The sequence below is a fragment of the Roseateles sp. genome, from assembly GCF_036486225.1.
In the GTDB taxonomy this organism is placed as follows: Bacteria; Pseudomonadota; Gammaproteobacteria; order Burkholderiales; family Burkholderiaceae_C; genus Roseateles.
Genome location: NZ_DASVNZ010000136.1, coordinates 53066 through 76043 on the forward strand (window position 1 = coordinate 53066; position 22978 = coordinate 76043).

A 22978-nucleotide genomic window follows, 5' to 3' on the forward strand; every position below is an offset into this window, starting at 1 on the left:
AGAGCCGGGCGCGCGCACAACAACGGAGTTTCCCGTGCTGCCCGATCTGCTTTCCGCTCCCCCCGCGATTCTTGCCCTGGCAGACGGCACGGTCTTCAAGGGTTCCGCGCTCGGCGCCGCCGGCCGGACCGTTGGTGAGGTGGTGTTCAACACCGCGCTCACCGGCTACCAAGAAATCCTCACCGACCCCAGCTACTGCCGCCAGATCGTCACCCTGACGTATCCGCACATCGGCAACTATGGCGTCAATGACGAGGACGTCGAGGCGTCGAAGATCTTTGCCGCAGGCCTGATCATCAAGGAGGCGCCGGTCCTCGACTCGAACTTCCGCAAGGGTCGCACGCTGCGCCAGTACCTGAAGGACGAGGGCACCGTCGCTATCGCCGACCTGGACACGCGCCGCCTGACGCGCGTGCTGCGCGAGAAGGGCGCCCAGAACGGTTGCATCCTGGCGTTGAACGCCGGCGAGCAGATCACCCAGGCGCACATCGACGAGGCGGTCGCGCTGGCCAAGGGCGCGCCCAGCATGGCGGGCCTGGACCTGGCGAAGGTCGTCAGCCGCACGGAGCGCGAAGTCTGGACCGAGACCGAGTGGACGCTCGGCAAGGGCTACGGCGAGCAGACCGCTCCGAAGTTCCACGTCGTCGCCTACGACTTCGGCGTCAAGAGCAACATCCTGCGCATGCTGGCCTCGCGCGGCTGCCGCATCACCGTGGTGCCGGCGCAGACGCCGGCCTCGGAGGTCTTCGACCTCGAGCCGGACGGCGTGTTCCTGTCCAACGGCCCCGGCGATCCGGAGCCTTGCGACTACGCCATCAAGGCCACCGCGCAACTGATCGAGGCCGGCATCCCGACCTTCGGCATCTGCCTGGGCCACCAGATCATGGCGCTGGCCTCCGGCGCGAAGACCTTCAAGATGAAGTTCGGCCATCACGGCGCGAACCATCCGGTGAAGGACCTCGACAACGGCCGCGTCAGCATCACCAGCCAGAACCACGGTTTCGCGGTCGATCCCGACACGCTGCCGTCCAACCTGCGCGCCACGCACGTCAGCCTGTTCGACGGCACGCTGCAGGGCCTGGCCCGCACCGACAAGCCCGCGTTCTGCTTCCAGGGTCACCCGGAAGCGAGCCCCGGCCCGCACGACATCTCGTATCTGTTCGACCGCTTCATCGGTCTCATGTCCAAGGCCTGATGAAGAGGGAGACGACTCATGCCCAAGCGTTCTGACATCAAAAGCATCCTCATCATCGGCGCCGGTCCGATCATCATCGGCCAGGCCTGCGAGTTCGACTACTCGGGCGCCCAGGCCTGCAAGGCGTTGCGCGAGGAGGGCTACAAGGTCATCCTGGTGAACAGCAACCCGGCGACGATCATGACGGACCCGGACACCGCCGACGTCACCTACATCGAGCCGATCACCTGGCAGGTGGTCGAGAAGATCATCGCCAAGGAGCGTCCCGACGCGATCCTGCCGACCATGGGCGGCCAGACCGCGCTGAACTGCGCGCTGGACCTGCACAAGCACGGCGTGCTGGACAAGTACCAGGTCGAGATGATCGGTGCCAACGAGCACGCGATCGAGAAGGCCGAAGACCGTCTGAAGTTCAAGGACGCGATGACCAAGATCGGGCTGGGCTCGGCCCGCTCGGGCATCGCGCATTCGCTGGAAGAGGCGTGGGCTGTGCAGAAGCGCATCCACGCCGAGATCGGCGGCGCGGGCTTCCCGATGGTGATCCGCCCCAGCTTCACGCTGGGCGGCACCGGCGGCGGCATCGCCTACAACCCGGAGGAGTTCGAGGAGATCTGCAAGCGCGGCCTCGACCTCTCGCCGACGAATGAGCTGCTCATCGAAGAGTCGCTGATCGGCTGGAAGGAATACGAGATGGAAGTGGTCCGCGACAAGGCGGACAACTGCATCATCGTGTGCTCGATCGAGAACCTGGACCCGATGGGCATCCACACGGGCGACTCGATCACCGTGGCCCCGGCCCAGACGCTGACCGACAAGGAATACCAGCTGCTGCGCAACGCCTCGATCGCGATCCTGCGTGAGATCGGCGTCGACACCGGCGGTTCCAACGTGCAGTTCTCGATCAACCCCGAAGACGGCCGCATGGTCGTCATCGAGATGAACCCGCGCGTGTCGCGCTCGTCGGCGCTGGCCTCGAAGGCCACCGGCTTCCCGATCGCCAAGATCGCCGCGAAGCTGGCCGTCGGCTACACGCTCGACGAACTCAAGAACGACATCACCGGCGGCATCACGCCCGCGTCGTTCGAGCCCAGCATCGACTACGTCGTCACCAAGATCCCGCGTTTCGCCTTCGAGAAGTTCCCGATGGCCGACTCGCGCCTGACGACGCAGATGAAGTCGGTCGGCGAAGTGATGGCCATGGGCCGCAACTTCCAGGAATCGTTCCAGAAGGCGCTGCGCGGCCTGGAGACCGGCATCGACGGTCTCTCCGAGATCAGCAGCGACCGCGAGGAGATCGTGCAGGAGATCGGCGAACCCGGTCCGTCGCGCATCCTGTTCCTGGGCGACGCCTTCCGCATCGGCATGACGCTGGACGAGGTCTTCGAGGAAACGAAGATCGATCCGTGGTTCCTCGCCCAGATCGAACAGCTGATCAAGATCGAGCTGTCGCTGGCCGGCCGCACGCTGGCCTCGCTGAGCGTCGACGAGCTGCGCCTGCTGAAGAAGAAGGGCTTCTCGGACAAGCGCCTGGCCAAGCTGCTGGGCACCAACCAGCACGAGGTGCGCAAGACGCGCCACGCGCTGAACGTCCGTCCGGTCTACAAGCGCGTCGACACCTGCGCCGCCGAATTCGCGACGCAGACGGCCTACATGTACTCCACGTACGACGAGGAGTGCGAGGCCAACCCGACCGACAAGAAGAAGATCATGGTGCTGGGCGGCGGTCCGAACCGCATCGGCCAGGGCATCGAGTTCGACTACTGCTGCGTCCATGCGGCCCTCGCGATGCGCGAGGACGGCTACGAGACCATCATGGTCAACTGCAATCCGGAGACGGTCTCGACCGACTACGACACCTCCGACCGCCTGTACTTCGAGCCGGTGACGCTCGAGGACGTGCTGGAGATCGTGGCCAAGGAGAAGCCGGTCGGCGTGATCGTGCAGTACGGCGGCCAGACGCCCCTGAAGCTGGCGCTGGACCTCGAAGCCAACGGCGTGCCCATCATCGGCACCTCGCCGGACTCGATCGACATGGCCGAGGACCGCGAGCGCTTCCAGAAGCTGCTGCATGAGCTGGGCCTGAAGCAGCCGCCCAACCGGACGGCGCGCAATGAGGACCAGGCCGTCGCGCTGGCCAACGAGATCGGCTACCCGCTGGTCGTGCGTCCCAGCTACGTGCTGGGCGGCCGCGCGATGGAGATCGTCCACGGCGACAAGGACCTGGAGCGCTACATGCGCGAGGCCGTGCGCGTCAGCGAGAAGTCGCCGGTGCTGCTGGACCGCTTCCTGGAGGATGCGGTCGAGGTCGACGTCGACTGCATCTGCGACGGCGAAGACACGATGATGGGCGGCATCATGGAGCACATCGAGGCGGCCGGCATCCACTCCGGAGACTCGGCCTGCTCGCTGCCGCCGTACACGCTGTCCAAGGAGCTGCAGGACGAACTGCGCCGCCAGACCGCGGAGATGGCCAAGGCGCTGAAGGTCGTCGGCCTGATGAACGTGCAGTTCGCGATCCAGGGCGACGTGACCAAGGGCTTGTCCGAGAACACGGTCTACGTGCTCGAGGTGAACCCGCGGGCGTCCCGCACCGTGCCGTTCGTGTCCAAGGCGACCAGCCAGCCGCTGGCCAAGATCGCCGCGCGCTGCATGGCCGGCGTCAAGCTCAAGGACCAGAAGGCCGCCGGCGGCAAGCCGCCGGTCGAGATCCAGCCGCCGTATTTCAGCGTCAAGGAAGCCGTCTTCCCGTTCAACAAGTTCCCCGGCGTGGACCCGATCCTCAGCCCGGAAATGCGTTCGACCGGCGAAGTCATGGGCGCCGGCCGGACCTTCGGCGAAGCGATGCTGAAGAGCCAGCTGGGCGCGGGCTCGCGCCTGCCGCGTCAGGGCAACGTCTTGATCACCGTCAAGAACAACGACAAGGACCGAGCCGTCGCGCTGGCGCGTGATCTGGCGGCGCTGGGCTTCGGCGTGGTGGCGACCAAGGGCACGGCCGCGGCGATCGAAGCCGCCGGCATCCCGGTGCGCGTCGTCAACAAGGTCAAGGACGGCCGTCCGCACATCGTCGACATGATCAAGGGCGGCGACATCCAGCTGGTGTTCACGACCGTCGACGAGACCCGCACGGCGATCGCCGACAGCCGCCACATCCGTCAGGCGGCGCTGGCCAACCGGGTGACCTACTACACGACCATGGCCGGCTGCGAAGCCGCCGTCGAAGGCATGAAGCACAAGGACGGCCTGCTGGTGCAATCGCTGCAGGAACTGCACGCGGAACTGCATTAAACTGCCTCATCCCATTCCGCCGCCGCTGCTCAGCGATCCTGAGCGGCAGCGGCGGTTTGTTTTGTTACTCAAGGTTCTAGAGACATGGCCACGACGATTCCATTGACCAAGCGCGGCGCTGAGAAGCTCAAGGAAGAACTGCATCGGCTGAAGACGGTCGAGCGGCATGCCGTGATCAACGCGATCTCGGAAGCCCGTGCGCAAGGCGACCTGTCGGAGAACGCCGAGTACGAGGCCGCCAAGGACAAGCAGGGCTTCATCGAAGGTCGCATCCTGGAGATCGAAGGCAAGCTGTCGTCGGCGCAGGTGATCGATCCGTCGTCGGTGAACGCCGGCGGCAAGGTGGTGTTCGGCACGACGGTCGACCTCGAAGAGGAAGAGTCCGGCAACGAGGTCACGTACCAGATCGTCGGCGACGACGAGGCCGACCTGAAGCAGGGGCTGATCTCGATCAGTTCGCCGATTGCCCGCGCACTGATCGGCAAGGAAGCCGGCGACGTCGCCGAAGTCGTGGCGCCCGGCGGCATCAAGCGCTACGAGATCGTCGACGTCCGCTACATCTGAGACATCGGGCGATGCTGCTGCGACTCCGTGCGCTGCTGGCCGCGCTGTGGGCTGGCGAGCTGTTGGCGGTGGCGCTGCTCGCGGCGCCGAACGCGTTCGCGACCCTTGAGCGTGCGGTCGCCGGCAAGTACGTGGCGCGGCTGTTCGAGATGGATGCCCGCTTCGCGCTGGCGGCCGGCGTGCTGCTGATCCTGATGGAGCGTCGCCTGCACCGTGACGGCGTGGTGCGCGGTTCGGCGATGAGCGCGGACTTCTGGCTGCCGCTGGTAGCCATCGGATGCACCGCCGCCGGGTTCTATGCGCTGCAGCCGTTGATGGAAGCCGCTCGGCAAGGGCAGGGGAGCTGGACTTTCCTGCAACTGCATGCGGTGTCGCTGGCGCTTTTCGGCCTGAGAACCGTCGCCGTGCTGGTGTTGGCCTGGCGGGTGAGCGGGTCGGCCTCCCGCTGACCGAGGGAAACCAGAAAAAGAAAGACGGCCCGCGGGCCGTCTTGTCGTTGAAGCTGAAACTGAAGAACTGGCGTCCGTCGCCTCAGCCTTGGCTGGACTTCTTCACGCTGGTCTGGCGCGGCTTCTTGGCGCGCTTGACCTCACCGCCATAGGTGACGCGCTGGTTGCCCAGCACCGTGACCTTCTTGATCTGCGGGCGGTTGTTGCCGCTCTTCGAGAACTTCACGATCTTCACGATCTTGGGTGCCGAGCGGGCGTCGTCCTTCGGAGCGGCCCTTTCCTTCTCGGGCATCGGGCGCCACAGGATGAGCAGCTTGCCGATGTGCTGGATGGGGGCGGCGTCCAGCTCCTCGGCCAGCGTGGCGAGGATGGCCTCGCGGCCGTCGCGGTCGTCGGACATGACGCGCACCTTGATCAGTCCGTGGGACTTGAGCGCGAGGTCGACCTCCTTGGTGACGGCGGCCGTCAGGCCATCGCCGCCTATCATCACCACAGGATCCAGGTGATGAGCGTCGGCGCGTTTTTCCTTGCGCTGGGCAGGGGTCAATTGAATAGCAGGCATCTGCTTATTATCAGTGCAATGAAAGTCGATACCAAAAGCAAGAAGCTGAACAAGGCGTGGTTGAACAACCACGTCAACGACACCTACGTCAAATTGGCCCAGAAAGAGGGCTATCGCTCCCGCGCGGCCTACAAGCTCAAGGAGATCGACGAGGAGTTCCAGCTCATCCGCCCGGGGCAGCTGGTGGTTGATCTCGGCGCCTGCCCGGGAGCCTGGAGCCAGTACCTGCGCCGCCGTTTCGCGCCCAAGGAGGCGGGCGCGGGTGGTGCTGCGGTGGGCGAACTGAACGGTCGCATCATCGCGCTCGACCTGCTGGACTTCGAGCCGATCGAGGGCGTGGAGTTCCTCCAGGGGGATTTCCGCGAAGACGAGGTGCTGGCCAAGCTCGAATCCATGCTCGACGGCCGCAAGGTGGATGTTGTCGTTTCGGACATGGCCCCCAACCTGTCGGGCATCGAGAGCACCGACGCCGCCCGAATGGAGCATCTGATCGAACTCGCGCTGGAGTTTTCCCAACAACACCTGAAGCCGGAAGGCGCGCTGGTTGCCAAGGTGTTCCACGGCAGCGGGTACGACCAGCTGGTGCATGCCTTCCGTGCCAAGTTCAAGCGGGTGAAGACTGCCAAGCCGAAGGCGTCGCGGGAGAGATCGGCGGAGAACTTCCTCGTCGGCATCGGGCTGAAGACCCGATGAGGCGTCAAAGTCAGGGGTGCTTCGACCGGTCGACCGGCGGGGCGCGTGGCAATATCTATCGAGGTGTATGGGAATGCCAATCAGGTCTGGGGACTTGACTGGCCTAGAATCCGCCCCATATGCCGTGAAAGTCCGCTGCCTGAGGCTGTATTCATGGGCGTGCGGTGATGGAATGACAAAGGAGTCGCGGTGAACAATCAGTGGTTCTCGAAAGTGGCTGTATGGATGGTGATCGCCTTGGTGCTGTTCACTGTCTTCAAGCAGTTCGATCGCAGCGCAACCCAGGGGAATCCGATCGTCTACTCTGACTTCCTCGATGAAGTCCGTGCAAAACGCATCAAGCAGGTCACGCTGCAGGAAACCCAGGCGGGGACGGAAATCGTGGCGCAGACCAGCGATGGCAACAAGCTGCGCACGACCGCCCCGTACATGGATCGCGGCCTGATCGGTGACCTGATCAACAACGGCGTCAAGTTCGACGCCAAGCCGCGGGAAGAGCCCTCGGTGCTGATGAACATCCTGCTGAGCTGGGGCCCGATGCTCCTGCTGATCGCCGTGTGGGTGTACTTCATGCGCCAGATGCAGGGCGGCGGCAAAGGCGGCGCGTTCAGCTTCGGCAAGTCGAAGGCGCGCATGCTCGACGAGGCCAACAACACCACCACCTTCGCCGACGTCGCCGGATGCGACGAGGCCAAGGAGGAGGTGAAGGAGCTCGTCGACTTCCTGAAGGACCCGCAGAAGTTCCAGAAGCTGGGCGGTCGCATCCCGCGCGGTGTGCTGCTGGTCGGCCCTCCGGGGACCGGCAAGACGCTGCTGGCCAAGGCCATCGCCGGTGAGGCGAAGGTCCCGTTCTTCACGATCTCCGGCTCCGACTTCGTCGAGATGTTCGTCGGCGTGGGCGCGGCCCGCGTGCGCGACATGTTCGAGCAGGCGAAGAAGAGCGCGCCCTGCATCATCTTCGTCGATGAAATCGACGCGGTCGGTCGCCATCGCGGCGCCGGTCTGGGCGGCGGCAACGACGAGCGCGAGCAGACCCTCAACCAGATGCTGGTCGAGATGGACGGCTTCGACACCAACCTCGGCGTCATCGTGATGGCCGCGACCAACCGTCCGGACATCCTGGATCCGGCGCTGCTGCGTCCGGGTCGTTTCGACCGCCAGGTCTACGTGACGCTGCCGGACGTGCGGGGTCGCGAGCAGATCCTGAACGTGCACATGCGCAAGGTGCCGGTCGGGCAGGACGTGCGCGCCGACATCCTGGCGCGCGGCACCCCGGGCTTCTCGGGTGCCGATCTGGCCAACCTGGTCAACGAGGCTGCGCTGTTCGCCGCCCGCCGCAGCGGCCGGGTCGTGGACATGCAGGACTTCGAGAAGGCCAAGGACAAGATCATGATGGGCCCCGAGCGGAAGTCCATGGTCATGCCCGAGGAAGAGCGCAAGAACACCGCGTACCACGAAGCCGGTCATGCGCTGGTGGCCCGCCTGCTGCCCAAGACGGACCCGGTCCACAAGGTGACGGTGATCCCGCGCGGTCGCGCGCTGGGCGTGACGATGCAGTTGCCGGAAGGCGACCGTTACAGCATGGACAAGGACCGCATGCTGTCGACGATCTCGGTGCTCTTCGGTGGTCGGATCGCTGAAGAAGTCTTCATGAACCAGATGACGACCGGCGCCAGCAACGACTTCGAGCGTGCCACGGCCATCGCCCGCGACATGGTCACCCGCTACGGCATGACCGACGAGTTGGGCCCGATGGTCTATGCCGACAACGAAGGGGAAGTCTTCCTGGGCCGTTCGGTCACGAAGACGACCAACATGTCGGAAGAGACCATGCGCAAGGTCGACCAGGAGATCCGCAGGATCATCGATGAGCAGTACACGACGGCCCGCGACCTGATCGAAGGCAACAAGGACAAGATGCACGCGATGGCGACGGCGCTGCTCGAATGGGAAACCATCGACGCCGAGCAGATCAACGACATCATGGAAGGTCGGCCGCCGCGTCCGCCCAAGGACTGGACGCCGCCGGCCAACAAGCCGGACAGCGGCGGCACGCCGGCCGTCAGCACGGGCAGCGCGCCGGCTGCGGCCTGAGCGACACGTCCCCATCGGGCGGCCTGTGAAGGCGCTCCACTCCCTCGAAAGGCCGATCTCGCGATCGGCCTTTCTGCTTTTGGCCAAGGAGCCGGGTGACGCAGACTTCGGGGCTCTCCGGCTTGCGTCATACTTCCTATTTGGCGTGGCAGTCCCTCTTGCGCGATCTGAGCGCGTGGCCGCGCGCCGGACACTCAGCCACCCATGATTTCTCCTTCGATCTGGCAAACCACGCGCTTCGACCTCGATCTGGCGGAGCGCCCCCTGGTGATGGGCGTCGTCAATGTGACGCCCGACTCCTTCTCGGACGGTGGCCACCACGCTGACGCGCTGAGTGCGATCAATTTCTGCGAGCGCTTGCTTGGCGAGGGGGTCGACATCCTCGATCTCGGCGGTGAATCGACCCGCCCAGGTGCGCCGCGCCTGGATGTCGATGAGGAGTGGCGACGGCTGGAACCCGTCCTGCGTGCCGCGCTGAACTTCGGGGTGCCGGTGTCGGTCGATACCTGCAAGACCGAGGTGATGCGCCGTGCGCTGGATCTGGGCGTCGACATCATCAACGACGTGCAGGCCCTGCGCGACGAGGGCGCCGACACGCTGCTGGCCGAGCACGGCAGCGCCGGCATCTGTCTGATGCACATGCGCGGCCAGCCTGCGGGGATGCAGCAGCTGACCGACTACGGCGACGTCGTCGTCGAGGTCGCCGACTTCCTGCGTGAGCGCCTGCGCCACCTGGTCGAGATCGGCGTGGCGGCTGAGCGGATCACGCTCGACCCGGGTTACGGCTTTGCGAAGACGGTCGAACAGAACCTCGAGTTGCAACGGCGCCAGCGTGAGCTGCTCGCGCTGGGGCGACCGCTGCTGATCGGCTGGTCGCGCAAGTCGACACTGGGTGCCATCACCGGCAAGGCGGTCGATGAACGCATGCCGGCCAGCGTTGGTGCGGCGTTGGCGGCGGTGACGCTGGGCGCCCGTGTGGTGCGGGTGCACGACGTCGGTGCGACCGTCGATGCGCTCAAGGTCTGGCAGGCGTTCGGCGCGCCGCAAGCCTGATACTCGAGCCCCCGATCGAGGGCCCCAAGGCGGGCGATCAGCGACCATCTCGGCTTCGGCGACAATCCGCGGATTCAAGATCGTGAAGTCGCAGGAGATCGCCTCAATGAGCCGGAAGTATTTCGGAACCGACGGAATTCGCGGAACCGTGGGCCGCACCCCCATCACCCCAGATTTCATGTTGCGACTGGGTCATGCGGTGGGTCGCGTGCTCAAGCGCAGCTACGCCAAGCCCAGCGTGCTGATCGGCAAGGACACCCGCATCTCCGGCTACATGCTGGAGTCCGCGCTGGAGGCCGGCTTCGCGTCCGCCGGGGTCAACGTGCTGCTGACCGGCCCGCTGCCGACCCCCGGCGTCGCCTACCTCACCCGTGCGCTGCGCCAGCACCTGGGTGTGGTGATCTCGGCGTCGCACAACCCGTTCGCCGACAACGGCATCAAGTTCTTCTCGTCCAAGGGCGAGAAGCTGCCGGACGCCTGGGAGCTGGACGTCGAGGCCGTGCTGGATGAACCCCCGGTCTGGGTCGACTCGGCCAGCCTGGGTCGTGCCCGCCGCCTGGACGACGCGCAGGGGCGCTACATCGAGTTCTGCAAGGCCAGCTTCAGCACCGATCTCAGCCTGCGCGGCATGAAGCTCGTCATCGACGCGGCGAATGGTGCGGGCTATCAGGTGGCGCCGTCCGTGTTCCATGAACTGGGCGCCGAGATCATCACCATCGGCAACAAGCCGGACGGCTACAACATCAATGACAAGGTGGGTGCCACGGCGCCGCAGGCCCTGGTGGCCGCAGTCAAGGAGCATCAGGCCGACTACGGCATCGCGCTGGACGGCGATGCCGACCGGCTGCAAATGGTGGACGCTGACGGGCGCCTCTACAACGGAGACGAACTGCTCTACGTCATGGTGGCCGACCGCCTGGCGCGCGGTGAGCGCGTCCCGGGTGCCGTCGGCACGCTGATGACGAACATGGCGGTCGAACTGGCGCTGCGTCAGCGGGATGTCGAGTTCGTCCGCGCCAAGGTTGGCGACCGCTACGTGCTGGAAGAACTGGCCGCCCGCGGCTGGCAGTTGGGCGGGGAGAGCTCCGGTCATCTGCTGTCGCTGGACCGTCACACCACCGGCGACGGCATCGTCAGCAGCCTGCTGGTGCTGGAAGCGGTCTGCCGGAGCGGCCGCCGCCTGGCGGATCTGCTCGACGGCGTCACGCTGTTCCCGCAGACCCTGATCAATGTCCGCCTGCAGGCAGACCACCAGGACTGGAAGAGCAATCCGGCGCTCGCCCGGGTCGAAGCCGAGGTCATGTCCGAACTGGGCGACCGGGGCCGGGTGCTGATCCGCAAGTCGGGCACTGAACCGCTGCTGCGCGTCATGGTCGAGGCCAGCGATGCCGACCTGGCGCGTCGCTGCGCCGAGCGTCTGGCGGACGCCATCCGCGGCGGCTGACCGCCCCATCCCCCCGAAAAAGAAGGGCCGCCGACGCGCAAGCGTCCGCGGCCCGATTTGCATTGGTCGGGTCGCGTCTGGCGCGACTCTTCGGGGTATTTCTTCGTTTCCGGTAGGCTAGGGACCGAAGATGACAGCGAGGTGAATCGAATATGACAATGGTCGACGGATACCTCGCCAGGCCCCATTTCTCCTCTGGGCGCTCTACGTAACGACATTTTTCCGGTTCCCGGGTCGCGTCACGGATGTGTCACATTGAGGTCATAGCATCCGCTCCGTTCGCCAACCAACCCAAGCGATAGGACTGAATGATCATGAATCAACTGCGTGCTGGCCTGCTGTTCGCCGCGTGCGCCGCGATGTTCTCCGCGGCCCATGCTCAAGAGGTGACCGGTGCGGGTGCTTCGTTCCCGGCTCCCGTGTACGCCAAGTGGGCTGACGCCTACAACAAGGCCACCGGTGTCCGCATCAACTATCAGTCGGTCGGTTCCGGCGCCGGCATCAAGCAGATCCAGGCCAAGACCGTCGACTTCGGCGCTTCCGACGCCCCCCTGAAGGACGACCAACTGGCCAAGGACGGCCTGGTCCAGTTCCCGACCGTGATCGGCGGCGTCGTGCCCGTGATCAACGTCAAGGGCATCAACCCCGGCCAGCTGAAGCTGGACGGCAAGGTCCTGGCCGACATCTACCTGGGCAAGGTCACCAAGTGGAACGACCCCGCCATCGCCGCCCTGAACTCGGGCGTGGCGCTGCCGGACGCCGCCATCGCCGTGGTCCGCCGCGCCGACGGTTCGGGCACCAGCTTCCTGTTCACGAACTACCTGTCCAAGGTCAACGCCGAGTGGAAGGACAAGGTCGGTGAAGGCACGGCCGTGAACTGGCCGACCGGCGCGGGCGGCAAGGGCAACGAAGGCGTGTCGGCCTTCGTGACGCGTCTGCCGAACTCGATCGGCTACGTCGAATACGCCTACGCCAAGCAGAACAAGATGACCTACGTGCTGATGAAGAACGCCAGCGGCGCCTTCGTCAGCCCGAGCGACGACGCCTTCAAGGCCGCCGCCGCCGGTGCCAAGTGGGAACAGTCGTTCTACCAGGTGCTGACCGAGCAGGCCGGCAAGGACAGCTGGCCCATCACCGGCGCCACCTTCATCCTGCTGCACGTCGCCCAGGACAAGCCGGCCCAGGCCGCCGCGACCCTGAAGTTCTTCGACTGGGCTTACGCCCAGGGCGACAAGATGGCCGACGACCTGGACTACGTGCCGCTGCCGGCCGCCGTCAAGGACCTGGTCCGCAAGCAATGGACGAACAACGTCAAGGACACCGCGGGCAAGGCGGTCAGCTTCAAGTGATCGAGGTCTGACGAAGACGGCCCGGTGCTCTCCTCGAGGGCACCGGGCTTTCGCACAGGACCTCAAGAAGATCTCGACAGAGACGTCGTGACGGACGCGTCGGACCGGCCGGAGGAGGCGGGCGGCGCGCCGGGATTCCAAACACTCCAGCGGAGGCCCCGTGGCCGCAATACTTCCAGCCAATTCCATTGACCGAGAGCGCGGCGAGGAGCGCGTCAAGCCCGGTGGCAGCCCGACGCCGAGACGCCGTGTCGCGCCGTGGGCCGACGCGGTGTTCTCGCTGCTGACGCATGGCGCGGCCTGGCTGACGCTGGCGCTGCTGGCCGGCATCATCGGCTCGCTGCTCATCGGCGCGGCCCCCGCGATCAAGCAGTTCGGCCTGAACTTCCTGATCACCGCGGAATGGGATCCGACCAAGGAGCAGTTCGGCGGCCTGGTGATGATCTACGGCACGCTGATGACCTCGTTCATCGCGCTGCTGATCGCGGTGCCGGTGAGCTTCGGCATCGCGCTGTTCCTGACCGAACTCTCGCCGGGCTGGCTGCGCCGCCCGCTGGGCATCGCCATCGAGCTGCTGGCCGCGGTCCCGTCCATCGTCTACGGCATGTGGGGCCTGCTCGTGTTCGGCCCCATCCTGGCCACCTACGTGCAGCAACCGCTGCAGTCGCTGTTCGGCGGCATCCCCTACCTGGGCGCGCTGGTGTCCGGCCCGCCGGTGGGCATCGGCATCCTGTCGGCCGGCATCATCCTGGCCATCATGATCATCCCGTTCATCGCCTCGGTGATGCGTGACGTGTTCTCGGTCACGCCCGCGATGCTCAAGGAATCCGCCTACGGCCTGGGCTCCACGACCTGGGAAGTGGTCTGGAAGGTCGTCCTGCCGTACACCAAGACCGGCGTCGTCGGCGGCATCATGCTGGGACTGGGCCGCGCGCTCGGCGAGACCATGGCCGTCACCTTCGTGATCGGCAACATGAACCAGCTGAACTCGCTGTCGGTGTTCGAAGCCGCCAACAGCATCACCTCGGCGCTGGCCAACGAGTTCGCCGAAGCCGGCGCAGGCCTGCACCAGGCCTCGCTGATCTACCTGGGCCTGGTCCTGTTCTTCATCACCTTCGTGGTGCTGGCGTTCTCCAAGGTCCTGCTCAACAAGCTGAAGAAGAACGAAGGAGCCCGCACATGAGCGCCACCGACGCCAAGCGCCTGGCGATGTACAAGAAGCGCCGGCGCGTCAACACGATCGCGCTGTCCCTCTCGCTGGCCGCGATGGCCTTCGGGCTGGTCTGGCTGATCTGGATCCTGCTGGAAACCTTGATCCAGGGCATCGGCGGGCTGACCATCGCGACCTTCACGCAGATGACGCCCGCGCCGATGTCCGAGGACGGCGGCCTGGCCAACGCGATCTACGGCTCGCTGGTGATGGTGGGCCTGGCGACCTGCATCGGCACGCCGATCGGCGTGCTGGCCGGTGTGTACCTGGCCGAGTACGGCCAGAAGACCTGGCTCGGCGCCGTGGTGCGCTTCATCAACGACATCCTGCTGTCGGCACCGTCCATCGTCGTGGGCCTGTTCATCTACACGGTCGTCGTGACGCGGATGAAGTCGTTCTCGGCGATCGCCGGCGTCCTGGCGCTGGCCTTGATCGTGATCCCGGTGGTGATCCGCACGACCGAGAACATGCTGAGCCTGATCCCCAACGCGCTGCGCGAAGCCGCCTACGCGCTGGGCACGCCGAAGTGGAAGGTCATCATGACGGTGACGCTGAAGTCGGCCCGCGCCGGCGTGCTCACCGGCGTCCTGCTGGCCCTGGCCCGCATCTCCGGGGAAACCGCGCCGTTGCTGTTCACTGCGCTGTCCAACCAGTTCTGGACCAGCTCGCTCGGCAGTCCGATGGCGAGCCTGCCGGTGACCATCTTCAAGTTCGCGATGAGCCCCTACGAGAACTGGCAGAAACTCGCCTGGGCGGGTGTCTTCATCATCACGATCGGCGTGCTGGTGCTGAACATCCTGGCGCGTGTGCTGTTCAAGGAAAAGCATTGACCGGTTGAGCCGCGCCGGGGCCCGATGGCCGCGGCGACTCACGATCCACGAATCCAACGAATCGAGAAACAACATGGACGTCAAAGTCGACATGCCGGTGACCGAGAAGGCGAAGCTCTCGGTGAAGAACCTGAACTTCTACTACGGCAGCTTCCACGCGCTGAAGAACATCAACCTGGACATTCCCGAGAACAAGGTGACCGCCTTCATCGGCCCGTCGGGTTGCGGCAAGTCCACGCTGCTGCGCACGCTGAACCGCATGTTCCAGCTGTATCCGGAGCAACGCGCCGAAGGCCAGATCCTGCTGGACGGCGAGGACATCCTCACCAGCAAGGAAGACGTCTCGCTGATCCGCGCCAAGGTCGGCATGGTGTTCCAGAAGCCGACACCGTTCCCGATGTCGATCTACGACAACATCGCTTTCGGCGTGCGTCTGTTCGAGACGCTGTCGCGCGTCGAGATGGACGAGCGCGTCGAATGGGCGCTGAAGAAGGCCGCGCTGTGGAACGAGGTCAAGGACAAGCTCAACCAGAGCGGTTCGGGCCTGTCGGGCGGCCAGCAGCAGCGCCTGTGCATCGCGCGCGGCATCGCGATCAAGCCGGAAGTCCTGCTGCTGGACGAACCGTGCTCGGCGCTGGACCCGATCTCGACCGGCAAGATCGAGGAACTCATCCACGAGCTCAAGCACGACTACACCGTCGCGATCGTGACCCACAACATGCAGCAGGCGGCGCGCTGCTCCGACTACACCGCCTACATGTACCTGGGCGACCTGATCGAATTCGGACCGACCGCGGAGCTCTTCATGAAGCCCAAGCGCAAGGACACCGAGGACTACATCACCGGACGCTTCGGCTGATCAACAGGGAGAGAACACCATGACCGACAAGCATCTGTCTACCCAATTCGACGCCGAGCTGAGCGGCATCTCCACGCGCGTCCTCGAGATGGGCGGCCTGGTCGAATCCCAGGTGGCGCAGGCCGTCGAGGCGCTGGGCAGCTTCAGCGGCGACATCGCCAGCCACGTGCTCAAGCAGGAAGAGATCGTCAACACGATGGAGATCGAGATCGATCGCGACCTGTCGACGATCATCGCCCGCCGTCAGCCGACCGCGCGAGACCTGCGCTTGCTGATCGCCGTGTCCAAGACGATCGCCAACCTCGAGCGCGTCGGCGACGAAGCCGCCCGCATCGCCCGCACCGTGCAGCGCCTGATCAACACCGGCGTGTCGAGCCGGCTGCGCCTGCCGATGTCGGACCTGTCGTACGAAGCCGAGCTGGCCACGGCGCAACTGCGCAAGGCGCTGGACGCGTTCGCGCGCCTGGACGTGGACCGCGCGCTGGAAGTGCTGAAGGCCGACGACCAGATCGACAAGGAATTCGACGGCCTGATGCGCAAGCTCATCACCTACATGATGGAAGACCCGCGCACCATCTCGTCGTCGATCGACCTCGTGTTCGTCGCCAAGGCGATCGAACGCGTCGGCGATCACGCCAAGAACCTGGCCGAAGTCATCATCTACGTGGTCAAGGGCACCGACGTCCGCCACAACTCGCCGGACGCCGTCGAGAACATGGTGCGCTGAGCACCGACAAGCGATCACCCGTCCGGCCCGCCCGCCACGGGCGTCCCGGCGGGACCCAATAAGAGGAGTTACCCCGCATGAGTCGCATCCTGGTCGTCGAGGACGAATCCGCCATCGCCGAGCTGATCTCCATCAACCTGCGTCACGCCGGTTACGAGGTCACGCTGGCCGGCAACGCCGAGCAGGCGCAGCTGGAAGTGGATCGCGTGCTGCCTGATCTGGTCGTGCTCGACTGGATGTTGCCGGGTCAGACCGGCCTGGCGCTGGCGCGTCAGTGGCGCGGTGCCGCGCGTACCCGCGAGCTGCCCATCATCCTGCTGACCGCGCGCGCCGAAGAGGTCGACAAGGTGTCCGGACTGGACGCCGGCGCGGACGACTACCTGACCAAGCCGTTCTCGACCAACGAGCTGCTGGCGCGCATCCGCGCGGTGCTGCGCCGCAAGGCGCCCGAGGCGCTGGACACGGCCGTCGAGGTCGGCGGCCTGGTGCTCGATCCGGGCACGCGTCGTGTCAGCCGCGAGGGTGTGGAGGTCAAGCTCGGCCCGACCGAGTTCCGCCTGCTGCACTTCTTCATGACGCATCCGGAACGCGTGCACAGCCGCTCGCAACTGCTGGACCGCGTCTGGGGCGACCACGTGTTCATCGAGGAACGCACCGTCGACGTCCACGTCAAGCGCCTGCGCGAAGCGCTCGAAAAGGTCAGTTGCGCGCGCATGATCGAGACGGTCCGTGGCGCCGGCTACCGGCTGACCCAGCAGAGCAGCGCCCTGTCGGCCTGAGGACGCATCCATGGCATGGATGTTGTCTCGCGTCCTGATGCTGGTGCTGGGCACCGGCGTCGCGGGCGGCTTGGGGTACTGGCTGGGTGAGTGGACGGGGATGCCGCATCTGGCCGCGGCGTTGGCGGCCGCGGCGGCGGTCATCCTGATGGCCGTCTGGGACGCGGCTCGGGCCCACCGGCTCGTGACCTGGCTGCGCGGTGAGCAGAACGACGATGCGCCCCGCGTCGGCGGCCTGTGGGGCGAGATGGCCTACCGCGTCGAGCGCGGTCTGCGCGACCGCGAACGCCGCTACGAGCGCGAACGCCAGCAGCTGGAGCAGTTCCTGCTCGCGATCGAAGCCTCGCCCAACGGTGTGATCCTGCTCGACGGGCAGGACCACATCCAATGGTGCAACGTGGTCGCGGGCGATCATTTCTCGCTGGATCCGCAGCGCGACAAGCTGCAGCGCATCACCAACCTGGTCCGGTATCCGGCCTTCGTCTCCTATCTGCAGAACGGCAACTTCCAGCAGCCGCTGACGCTGACCAATACCCGCGCGAAATCGACGCTGCAGGTGCTGGTGCGCGACTACGGCGTCGGCGGGGAGTCGCGCAAGCTGGTGCTGTCGCTGGATGTGACCGACCGCGAGCGCAACGAGGCGATGCGGCGCGACTTCGTCGCCAACGTCTCGCACGAGATCCGCACGCCGCTGACGGTGCTGGCAGGTTTCATCGAGACGATGGCCAGCCTGCAGCTGACCGAGGCCGAGCGCAAGCGGGTGCTGCATCTGATGCAGCAGCAGACGACACGCATGCAGACCCTGGTCGGGGACCTGCTGACGCTGGCGCAGCTCGAAGGCAGCCCGCGCCCGGGCGCGGATCACTGGATCTCGCTGGATCCGCTGCTGCAACGCATCGGCGCGGACGCGCAGGCCTTGTCGAACGGGCGGCATGAGCTCGTCTGCGAACGTCATACCGGCGTCGAACTCGCCGGTGTCGAGACGGAGATCCTCAGCTCGATCGCCAACCTGGTGAGCAATGCGGTGCGCTATACCCCGGAAGGCGGGCGCATCGAGCTCCAATGGCGCTGGCTGCCGGACAACGGCGGCGAGATCTCGGTGATCGACAACGGGCCGGGCATCGCGCGCGAACACCTGCCGCGACTCACCGAACGCTTCTACCGCGTCGACGGCAGCCGCTCACGCGACACCGGCGGGACGGGGCTGGGACTGTCCATCGTCAAACACGTCGTGCAACGTCACGGCGGTGAGCTTCGCATCGAGAGCGAACCCGGGAAGGGCTCCAGGTTCAAGCTGCTGTTCCCCGCAGCACGCGTGCGTCTGGTCGATGCGACGGCAATGGGCGATGAAGCCGCCCCAGCCTTGCTGGCAGGGCGCGAAGAGCTCTGAGGCTTGCTTTGTTGGTCGCACTCGAAAGAATGGCTCCGGTAAGGAGCCATTCTGCTTTCCGAGGGTGCTGTCGTTCGGGAGGTCGGCGCGCTTGGCCGCGGATGCATGGGGCCTTGCCGGCAAGCGGCAAAACCCCAAGCATCCCCGTCCCTGAAAGACCCAGGACTTCCCCGGTCTGGGGCCGAGGACTTTGCTGGTCTCGGATCAGCGATCCTTCTGCATCACCAGGTAGGTGCCGGAACGGTCCGTCGGACGTCGGACTACGCCCAGTACGCGCCAGCCGCTCGGGGGCGTCGGGGTGCTCTCGGCCTGCACCGTGATCGCAACGGGGCAGGTCGTGCTGCTCAGTTCCTTCGTCGCGTCGACCTTCCAGTGGCCTTGGAATTCGAAGGCCGCCAAGGCATGCATCGGCAGGCCCGGTGTGGCGATGCAGTCGACATTCGCCGGCAGGTGCGCGGCGATGCGGTCGATCAGCGGCATGTTGCTGCGCGCGTAGTTCAACGTGTGCAGGCCCAGCGTCATCGCCAGCAGCCAGGCCAGCGCCACGCCGCCGGCCGGCAGTGCGAGGCTCTTCCAGAGCGCATGGCGGTGGCGCGCGGTGCGCCAACGCACCAGCCACAGCCAGGCCAGCGTGCCCAGCACAGCCGCGACGAAGGTCAGCAGGCTGAATTGCGGCTCGTAGCCTTGCGCCAGCTTGCGGACATTGGCCAGCAGCTTCGCGGGCCAGCCGATCTGCATGGCCATGTAGTACAGCCACAGGAAGATCGCGCCGACGGTGAAGAAGAAGACCGAGAACCAGTCGAGCAGGGCGCTCGCGCTGCGCTGGAACGTCGGCAACGCGAAGCTCGCCAGCACCGCCAACGGCGGCAGCGCGAGCAGCATGGCGCGATCGTCGGCCCCCATCAGCAGGCTGGTCAGCAAGGGCACCAGCGAGGCCAGCAACGGCACCGACAGGTGCCGGCGCATCAGGTGCGAGCGCCAGCGCCACAGCGACCAGGCAGCCAGCGGCCAGGCCGGCCAGCAGAACCAGCCCAGCAGCCGCAACCAGTCGAGGACGCTGCGCTCGCTGGCCTTCACGCGCCAGGCCCAACCATGCATGGGCCAGGCCACCAGGGCGGCCAGTGCCATCGCGGCCAGGATCCAGGGCAGGAACTTGCGGGCGTCCTCGTAGGTCGAGCGGAAGCAGAGCCAGAGCGCGCCAACGGCCAGCGCCAGCGCGACGGCAGGCGCGCCGCTGGTGGCGAGCACCGGCAGTGCCACCAGCATCGCCGTGCGGGCCTTCCAGGCGCGGAACGGCAGCGCAGCGAGGCTGTAGACGAACAGCGTGATGCCGAGCAGCTGGAGGATCTCCGGCGTGATCTCATGCCCCAGGCGCAGCAGTCCCAGGCTGGCGATCAGCGCGAGCAGGCAGCCGTCCGCCATGGCGCGGGCGTAGTCGACCGCGTGGGCCTCGCCGCCGAAGGCGAAGGCGACCGGCTGGGCGGCCTCGGTGCGCGCCAGGTGCAGGCAGCTGTACCAGGCCAGTGCCAGCACCGCGGCCAGCATCAGCCCGAACGGGATCCGCGCCGCGACGGACGGGTCGAGGAAGGGGAGCAGCTTGACGCCGAGCGCGCCGACCCAGTACGGCAGCAGGCCGCCCTCCGCGGGCAGGCCCGCAATGGCGGGCTGCAGCCACGGCGCATGGCCCTGCGCGATGCTGGCGATGAAGCCGAAGGCGGTGAGGTCGGCATTGCGCCACGGGTCACGGCCGAACAGGCCGGGCAGCACGTAGGCAGCGCACAGCAGCAGCAGGGCCCAGCGCGGGATCGGGTGCGTGCTTCGCTCGGCCACGACGGCCGGGGTGGGCAGATTCATGCGCGTCTGTCTCGTTGTCGTTGTGGGTGCCGGTGCGCATCATGCCGCAGCTTCGGCGGGCTCAGGACGAGACTCCTGACAGGGCACGGTAAAGGGGGACGAAGGCGCGGCGCAAAGGCGGAGCGCTCGCGAAGGCAGCACCGGACGAGCCATGAAAAAAGGCAGCCGAGGTGGCTGCCTTCTTGCGGTGACCGGATCAGGTCCGGTCGGGGAGGGCTGCTCAGGCCTTGGCGCCGGGGCGCAGGTTCGCAAACTTGTTGCGGAACTTCTCGACACGACCGCCCAGGCTGTCGATGCTCTTTTGCGTGCCCGTGTAGAACGGGTGCGATTCGCTGGAGGTTTCCAGCTTGACCAGCGGCAGTTCGCGGCCGTCGTCCAGCTTGATCGTTTCCTTCGTCTGCACCGTCGAACGGATCACGAACTGGGAACCATTGGACTGGTCAACGAAGACCACGTCGCGATAGTTGGGGTGAATGCCTTCTTTGGCCATTTGAAAATCCTCGCTGCGATGCCGCCAGCCACACTGCCCCTTGCAGCGCACTTGTCGACAGCGGAAAAACGCGGAGTATAGCTGAAATGAGAGAAGCCGCCCAGAGGCGGCTTCTTTGAAGTCCAGAGAGGGGGCCGAGATCAGCCGCCGCGTCTCATCATGTCGAAGAAATCGTGGTTGTTCTTCGAGGACTTCATCTTGTCGAGGATGAACTCCATCGCCTCGATCTCGTCCATCGGGTACAGCAGCTTGCGCAGGATCCAGGCCTTCTGGAGGATCTCCGGCTTGAGCAGCAATTCTTCGCGGCGGGTGCCCGACTTATTCAGCAGGATCGACGGATAGACGCGCTTCTCGGCCATGCGACGGTCCAGATGGATTTCGCAGTTGCCGGTGCCCTTGAACTCTTCGTAGATCACCTCGTCCATCTTGGAGCCGGTGTCCACCAGCGCGGTGCCGATGATGGTCAGCGAGCCGCCTTCCTCGATGTTGCGCGCGGCGCCGAAGAAGCGCTTGGGGCGCTGCAGGGCGTTCGCGTCCACACCGCCGGTCAGCACCTTGCCGGAGCTGGGCAGCACGTTGTTGTAGGCGCGGGCCAGGCGGGTGATCGAGTCCAGCAGGATGATCACGTCCTTGCGCAGTTCAACGAGGCGCTTGGCGCGCTCGATGACCATTTCCGCGACCTGCACGTGGCGCGCGGCCGGTTCGTCGAAGGTGGAGCTGATGACCTCGCCGCGCACGGTGCGCTGCATCTCGGTCACTTCCTCGGGCCGCTCGTCCACCAGCAGCACCATCAGGTGGGCGTCGGGATAGTTGGCCGCGATCGAGTGCGCCAGATGCTGCATCATCATCGTCTTGCCCGACTTGGGCGGGGCGACGAGCAGCGCGCGCTGGCCTTTGCCCAGCGGGGCGATCAGGTCGATGATCCGGCTGGTGATGTTGTCGTCGCCGCGGATGTCGCGTTCAAGCTTGAACTGCTCTTTCGGGAAGAGCGGCGTCAAGTTCTCGAACATGATCTTGTGCTTGGACTCCTCCGGCGTCAGGCCGTTGACGCGGTCCACCTTGACCAGCGCGAAGTAGCGCTCGCCGTCCTTGGGCACGCGCACTTCGCCTTCGACCATGTCGCCGGTGTGCAGGTTGAAGCGGCGGATCTGGCTGGGCGACAGGTAGATGTCGTCCGTCGAGGCCATGTAGCTGGCCTCGGGCGAGCGCAGGAAGCCGAAGCCGTCTGGGAGGACTTCCAGAACGCCGTCGCCGAACACCTGCTCGCCGGCCTTGGCGCGCTTTTTCATGATCGCGAACATCAGCTCCTGCTTGCGCAGACGGGCGACGTTGTCGATCTCCAGCTCTTCGCCCATTTGGATCAGGGCGGAGACGTGAAGCGCCTTCAGTTCAGAAAGATGCATGGGGGGGTTGACCCGGTCTGTCGTCCAGAGCCTGCCAAGGCCAGAGACACAAACAACGGCGAGCCCAAGGGACGCGCATCCGCGTTGCGGCGGACTTGAGGAAAGCGTGGAGACTTGGGCGCCGAGTCCACGCGCTCACCCGGAACGTCGACGGCGTCCGAGGACGCCGTTGGGCCCGGGAGGGCGTGGTGGCAAGTTGTTCGCCAGGACCGCAGGGGCCCCGACGAATGGAATCATTATAGGTTGGCGTCGAGGAAGGACGTCAACTGGGCCTTGGACAACGCGCCGACCTTGGTCGCGGCGAGCTGGCCGTCCTTGAACAGCATCAGGGTCGGGATGCCGCGGATGCCGAACTTGGCCGGCACTTCGCGGTTGTCGTCGACGTTCAGCTTGGCGATCTGCAGGCGGTCGCCGTAGTCCTTGGCGACTTCGTCCAGGATGGGGGCGATCATCTTGCAAGGGCCGCACCACTCGGCCCAGTAGTCCACCAGCACGGGTTTGTCGGACTGGATGACGTCGCTGTCGAACGAGGCGTCGGAGATGTGTTTGATCTGTTCGCTGCTCATGGAGATGGTCCTTGCGTGATGTCCCTGCCGGGCGGATGCCACGGACGGGCGGCCAGCCGGGCGACAATGTGTGCCGCCTCGGGGCCACAGGGTTGCAGGGTGCGACGGATTCTCACACAAGCCCGGAAACCTCGGCCCGAGTAGGCGCTCCCCAGACTTGACGGCGCGCAGGGTAGCTCTCA

Annotated in this window: 20 protein-coding genes; 15 read left to right on the plus strand and 5 right to left on the minus strand. The window is 65.8% G+C overall.

Annotated elements, in window-relative coordinates; genetic code table 11:
- Positions 1 to 34: 34 nt before the first annotated feature.
- The 4 genes from carA to VF536_RS09455 all read left to right on the plus strand — a co-directional run bounded on the left by carA (position 35) and on the right by VF536_RS09455 (position 5493).
- Positions 35 to 1195, plus strand: a complete 1161-nt coding sequence (carA, locus tag VF536_RS09440) for a glutamine-hydrolyzing carbamoyl-phosphate synthase small subunit (RefSeq protein WP_331614584.1) — start codon at positions 35 to 37, stop codon at positions 1193 to 1195.
- Positions 1196 to 1213: 18 nt separating this feature from the next.
- The gene (carB, locus tag VF536_RS09445; RefSeq protein WP_331614585.1) at positions 1214 to 4480 is read left to right on the plus strand and encodes a carbamoyl-phosphate synthase large subunit; all 3267 of its coding nucleotides are present in this window, start codon (positions 1214 to 1216) and stop codon (positions 4478 to 4480) included.
- 84 nt (positions 4481 to 4564) lie between these two features.
- The gene (gene greA / locus VF536_RS09450) at positions 4565 to 5044 is read left to right on the plus strand and encodes a transcription elongation factor GreA (protein WP_088406621.1); all 480 of its coding nucleotides are present in this window, start codon (positions 4565 to 4567) and stop codon (positions 5042 to 5044) included.
- Between the two features lie 11 nt (positions 5045 to 5055).
- Positions 5056 to 5493, plus strand: coding sequence for a DUF4149 domain-containing protein (locus VF536_RS09455; protein WP_331614586.1), 438 nt, complete (start codon positions 5056 to 5058; stop codon positions 5491 to 5493).
- An 82-nt stretch (positions 5494 to 5575) separates the two neighbouring features.
- On the opposite strand, the gene VF536_RS09460 is transcribed toward VF536_RS09455, so the two are convergent.
- A complete protein-coding gene (locus tag VF536_RS09460; protein WP_331614587.1) occupies positions 5576 to 6055 on the minus strand; it encodes a YhbY family RNA-binding protein in 480 nt (159 codons plus the stop codon).
- Between the two features lie 18 nt (positions 6056 to 6073).
- Between VF536_RS09460 and VF536_RS09465 the strand changes: the two genes are divergently transcribed.
- The 11 genes from VF536_RS09465 to phoR all read left to right on the plus strand — a co-directional run bounded on the left by VF536_RS09465 (position 6074) and on the right by phoR (position 18483).
- On the plus strand, positions 6074 to 6748 hold the full coding sequence (locus VF536_RS09465) for an RlmE family RNA methyltransferase (protein ID WP_331614588.1): 675 nt from the start codon (positions 6074 to 6076) through the stop codon (positions 6746 to 6748).
- 189 nt (positions 6749 to 6937) lie between these two features.
- Positions 6938 to 8842 (plus strand): ATP-dependent zinc metalloprotease FtsH, encoded by a 1905-nt coding sequence (ftsH, locus tag VF536_RS09470; protein WP_331614589.1) that lies wholly within the window; start codon positions 6938 to 6940, stop codon positions 8840 to 8842.
- Between the two features lie 270 nt (positions 8843 to 9112).
- On the plus strand, positions 9113 to 9895 hold the full coding sequence (gene folP, locus VF536_RS09475; protein ID WP_331614598.1) for a dihydropteroate synthase: 783 nt from the start codon (positions 9113 to 9115) through the stop codon (positions 9893 to 9895).
- Between the two features lie 106 nt (positions 9896 to 10001).
- Complete coding sequence (glmM, locus tag VF536_RS09480) at positions 10002 to 11339, plus strand: phosphoglucosamine mutase (protein ID WP_331614590.1); 1338 nt, start codon at positions 10002 to 10004, stop codon at positions 11337 to 11339.
- A 314-nt stretch (positions 11340 to 11653) separates the two neighbouring features.
- Positions 11654 to 12688 carry a phosphate ABC transporter substrate-binding protein PstS gene (gene pstS, locus VF536_RS09485; RefSeq protein WP_414710329.1) on the plus strand — a complete coding sequence of 345 codons (1035 nt, stop codon included), beginning with the start codon at positions 11654 to 11656 and terminating at the stop codon, positions 12686 to 12688.
- Between the two features lie 169 nt (positions 12689 to 12857).
- The gene (gene pstC / locus VF536_RS09490; protein ID WP_414710332.1) at positions 12858 to 13871 is read left to right on the plus strand and encodes a phosphate ABC transporter permease PstC; all 1014 of its coding nucleotides are present in this window, start codon (positions 12858 to 12860) and stop codon (positions 13869 to 13871) included.
- Entirely contained in the window at positions 13868 to 14728 is an 861-nt protein-coding gene (gene pstA, locus VF536_RS09495; protein WP_331614591.1) for a phosphate ABC transporter permease PstA, read from the plus strand. Before pstC ends, pstA begins: the two co-directional genes overlap by 4 nt.
- 73 nt (positions 14729 to 14801) lie before the next feature.
- On the plus strand, positions 14802 to 15587 hold the full coding sequence (gene pstB / locus VF536_RS09500; RefSeq protein ID WP_067270340.1) for a phosphate ABC transporter ATP-binding protein PstB: 786 nt from the start codon (positions 14802 to 14804) through the stop codon (positions 15585 to 15587).
- 19 nt (positions 15588 to 15606) lie between these two features.
- Positions 15607 to 16314 (plus strand): phosphate signaling complex protein PhoU, encoded by a 708-nt coding sequence (gene phoU, locus VF536_RS09505; protein WP_067270342.1) that lies wholly within the window; start codon positions 15607 to 15609, stop codon positions 16312 to 16314.
- Positions 16315 to 16391: 77 nt separating this feature from the next.
- Positions 16392 to 17093: a phosphate regulon transcriptional regulator PhoB gene (gene phoB / locus VF536_RS09510; RefSeq protein WP_088406639.1), complete on the plus strand. Its 702-nt coding sequence runs from the start codon at positions 16392 to 16394 to the stop codon at positions 17091 to 17093.
- Between the two features lie 10 nt (positions 17094 to 17103).
- Entirely contained in the window at positions 17104 to 18483 is a 1380-nt protein-coding gene (gene phoR / locus VF536_RS09515) for a phosphate regulon sensor histidine kinase PhoR (RefSeq protein WP_331614592.1), read from the plus strand.
- A gap of 204 nt (positions 18484 to 18687) precedes the next feature.
- On the opposite strand, the gene VF536_RS09520 is transcribed toward phoR, so the two are convergent.
- The 4 genes from VF536_RS09520 to trxA all read right to left on the minus strand — a co-directional run bounded on the left by VF536_RS09520 (position 18688) and on the right by trxA (position 22796).
- Positions 18688 to 20337, minus strand: a complete 1650-nt coding sequence (locus VF536_RS09520; RefSeq protein WP_331614593.1) for a hypothetical protein — start codon at positions 20335 to 20337, stop codon at positions 18688 to 18690.
- Positions 20338 to 20557: 220 nt separating this feature from the next.
- Complete coding sequence (locus VF536_RS09525; RefSeq protein ID WP_331614594.1) at positions 20558 to 20827, minus strand: type B 50S ribosomal protein L31; 270 nt, start codon at positions 20825 to 20827, stop codon at positions 20558 to 20560.
- A 140-nt stretch (positions 20828 to 20967) separates the two neighbouring features.
- On the minus strand, positions 20968 to 22230 hold the full coding sequence (gene rho / locus VF536_RS09530; RefSeq protein WP_067270357.1) for a transcription termination factor Rho: 1263 nt from the start codon (positions 22228 to 22230) through the stop codon (positions 20968 to 20970).
- A 236-nt stretch (positions 22231 to 22466) separates the two neighbouring features.
- Entirely contained in the window at positions 22467 to 22796 is a 330-nt protein-coding gene (gene trxA / locus VF536_RS09535; protein WP_067270361.1) for a thioredoxin TrxA, read from the minus strand.
- Between the last annotated feature and the right edge of the window lie 182 nt (positions 22797 to 22978).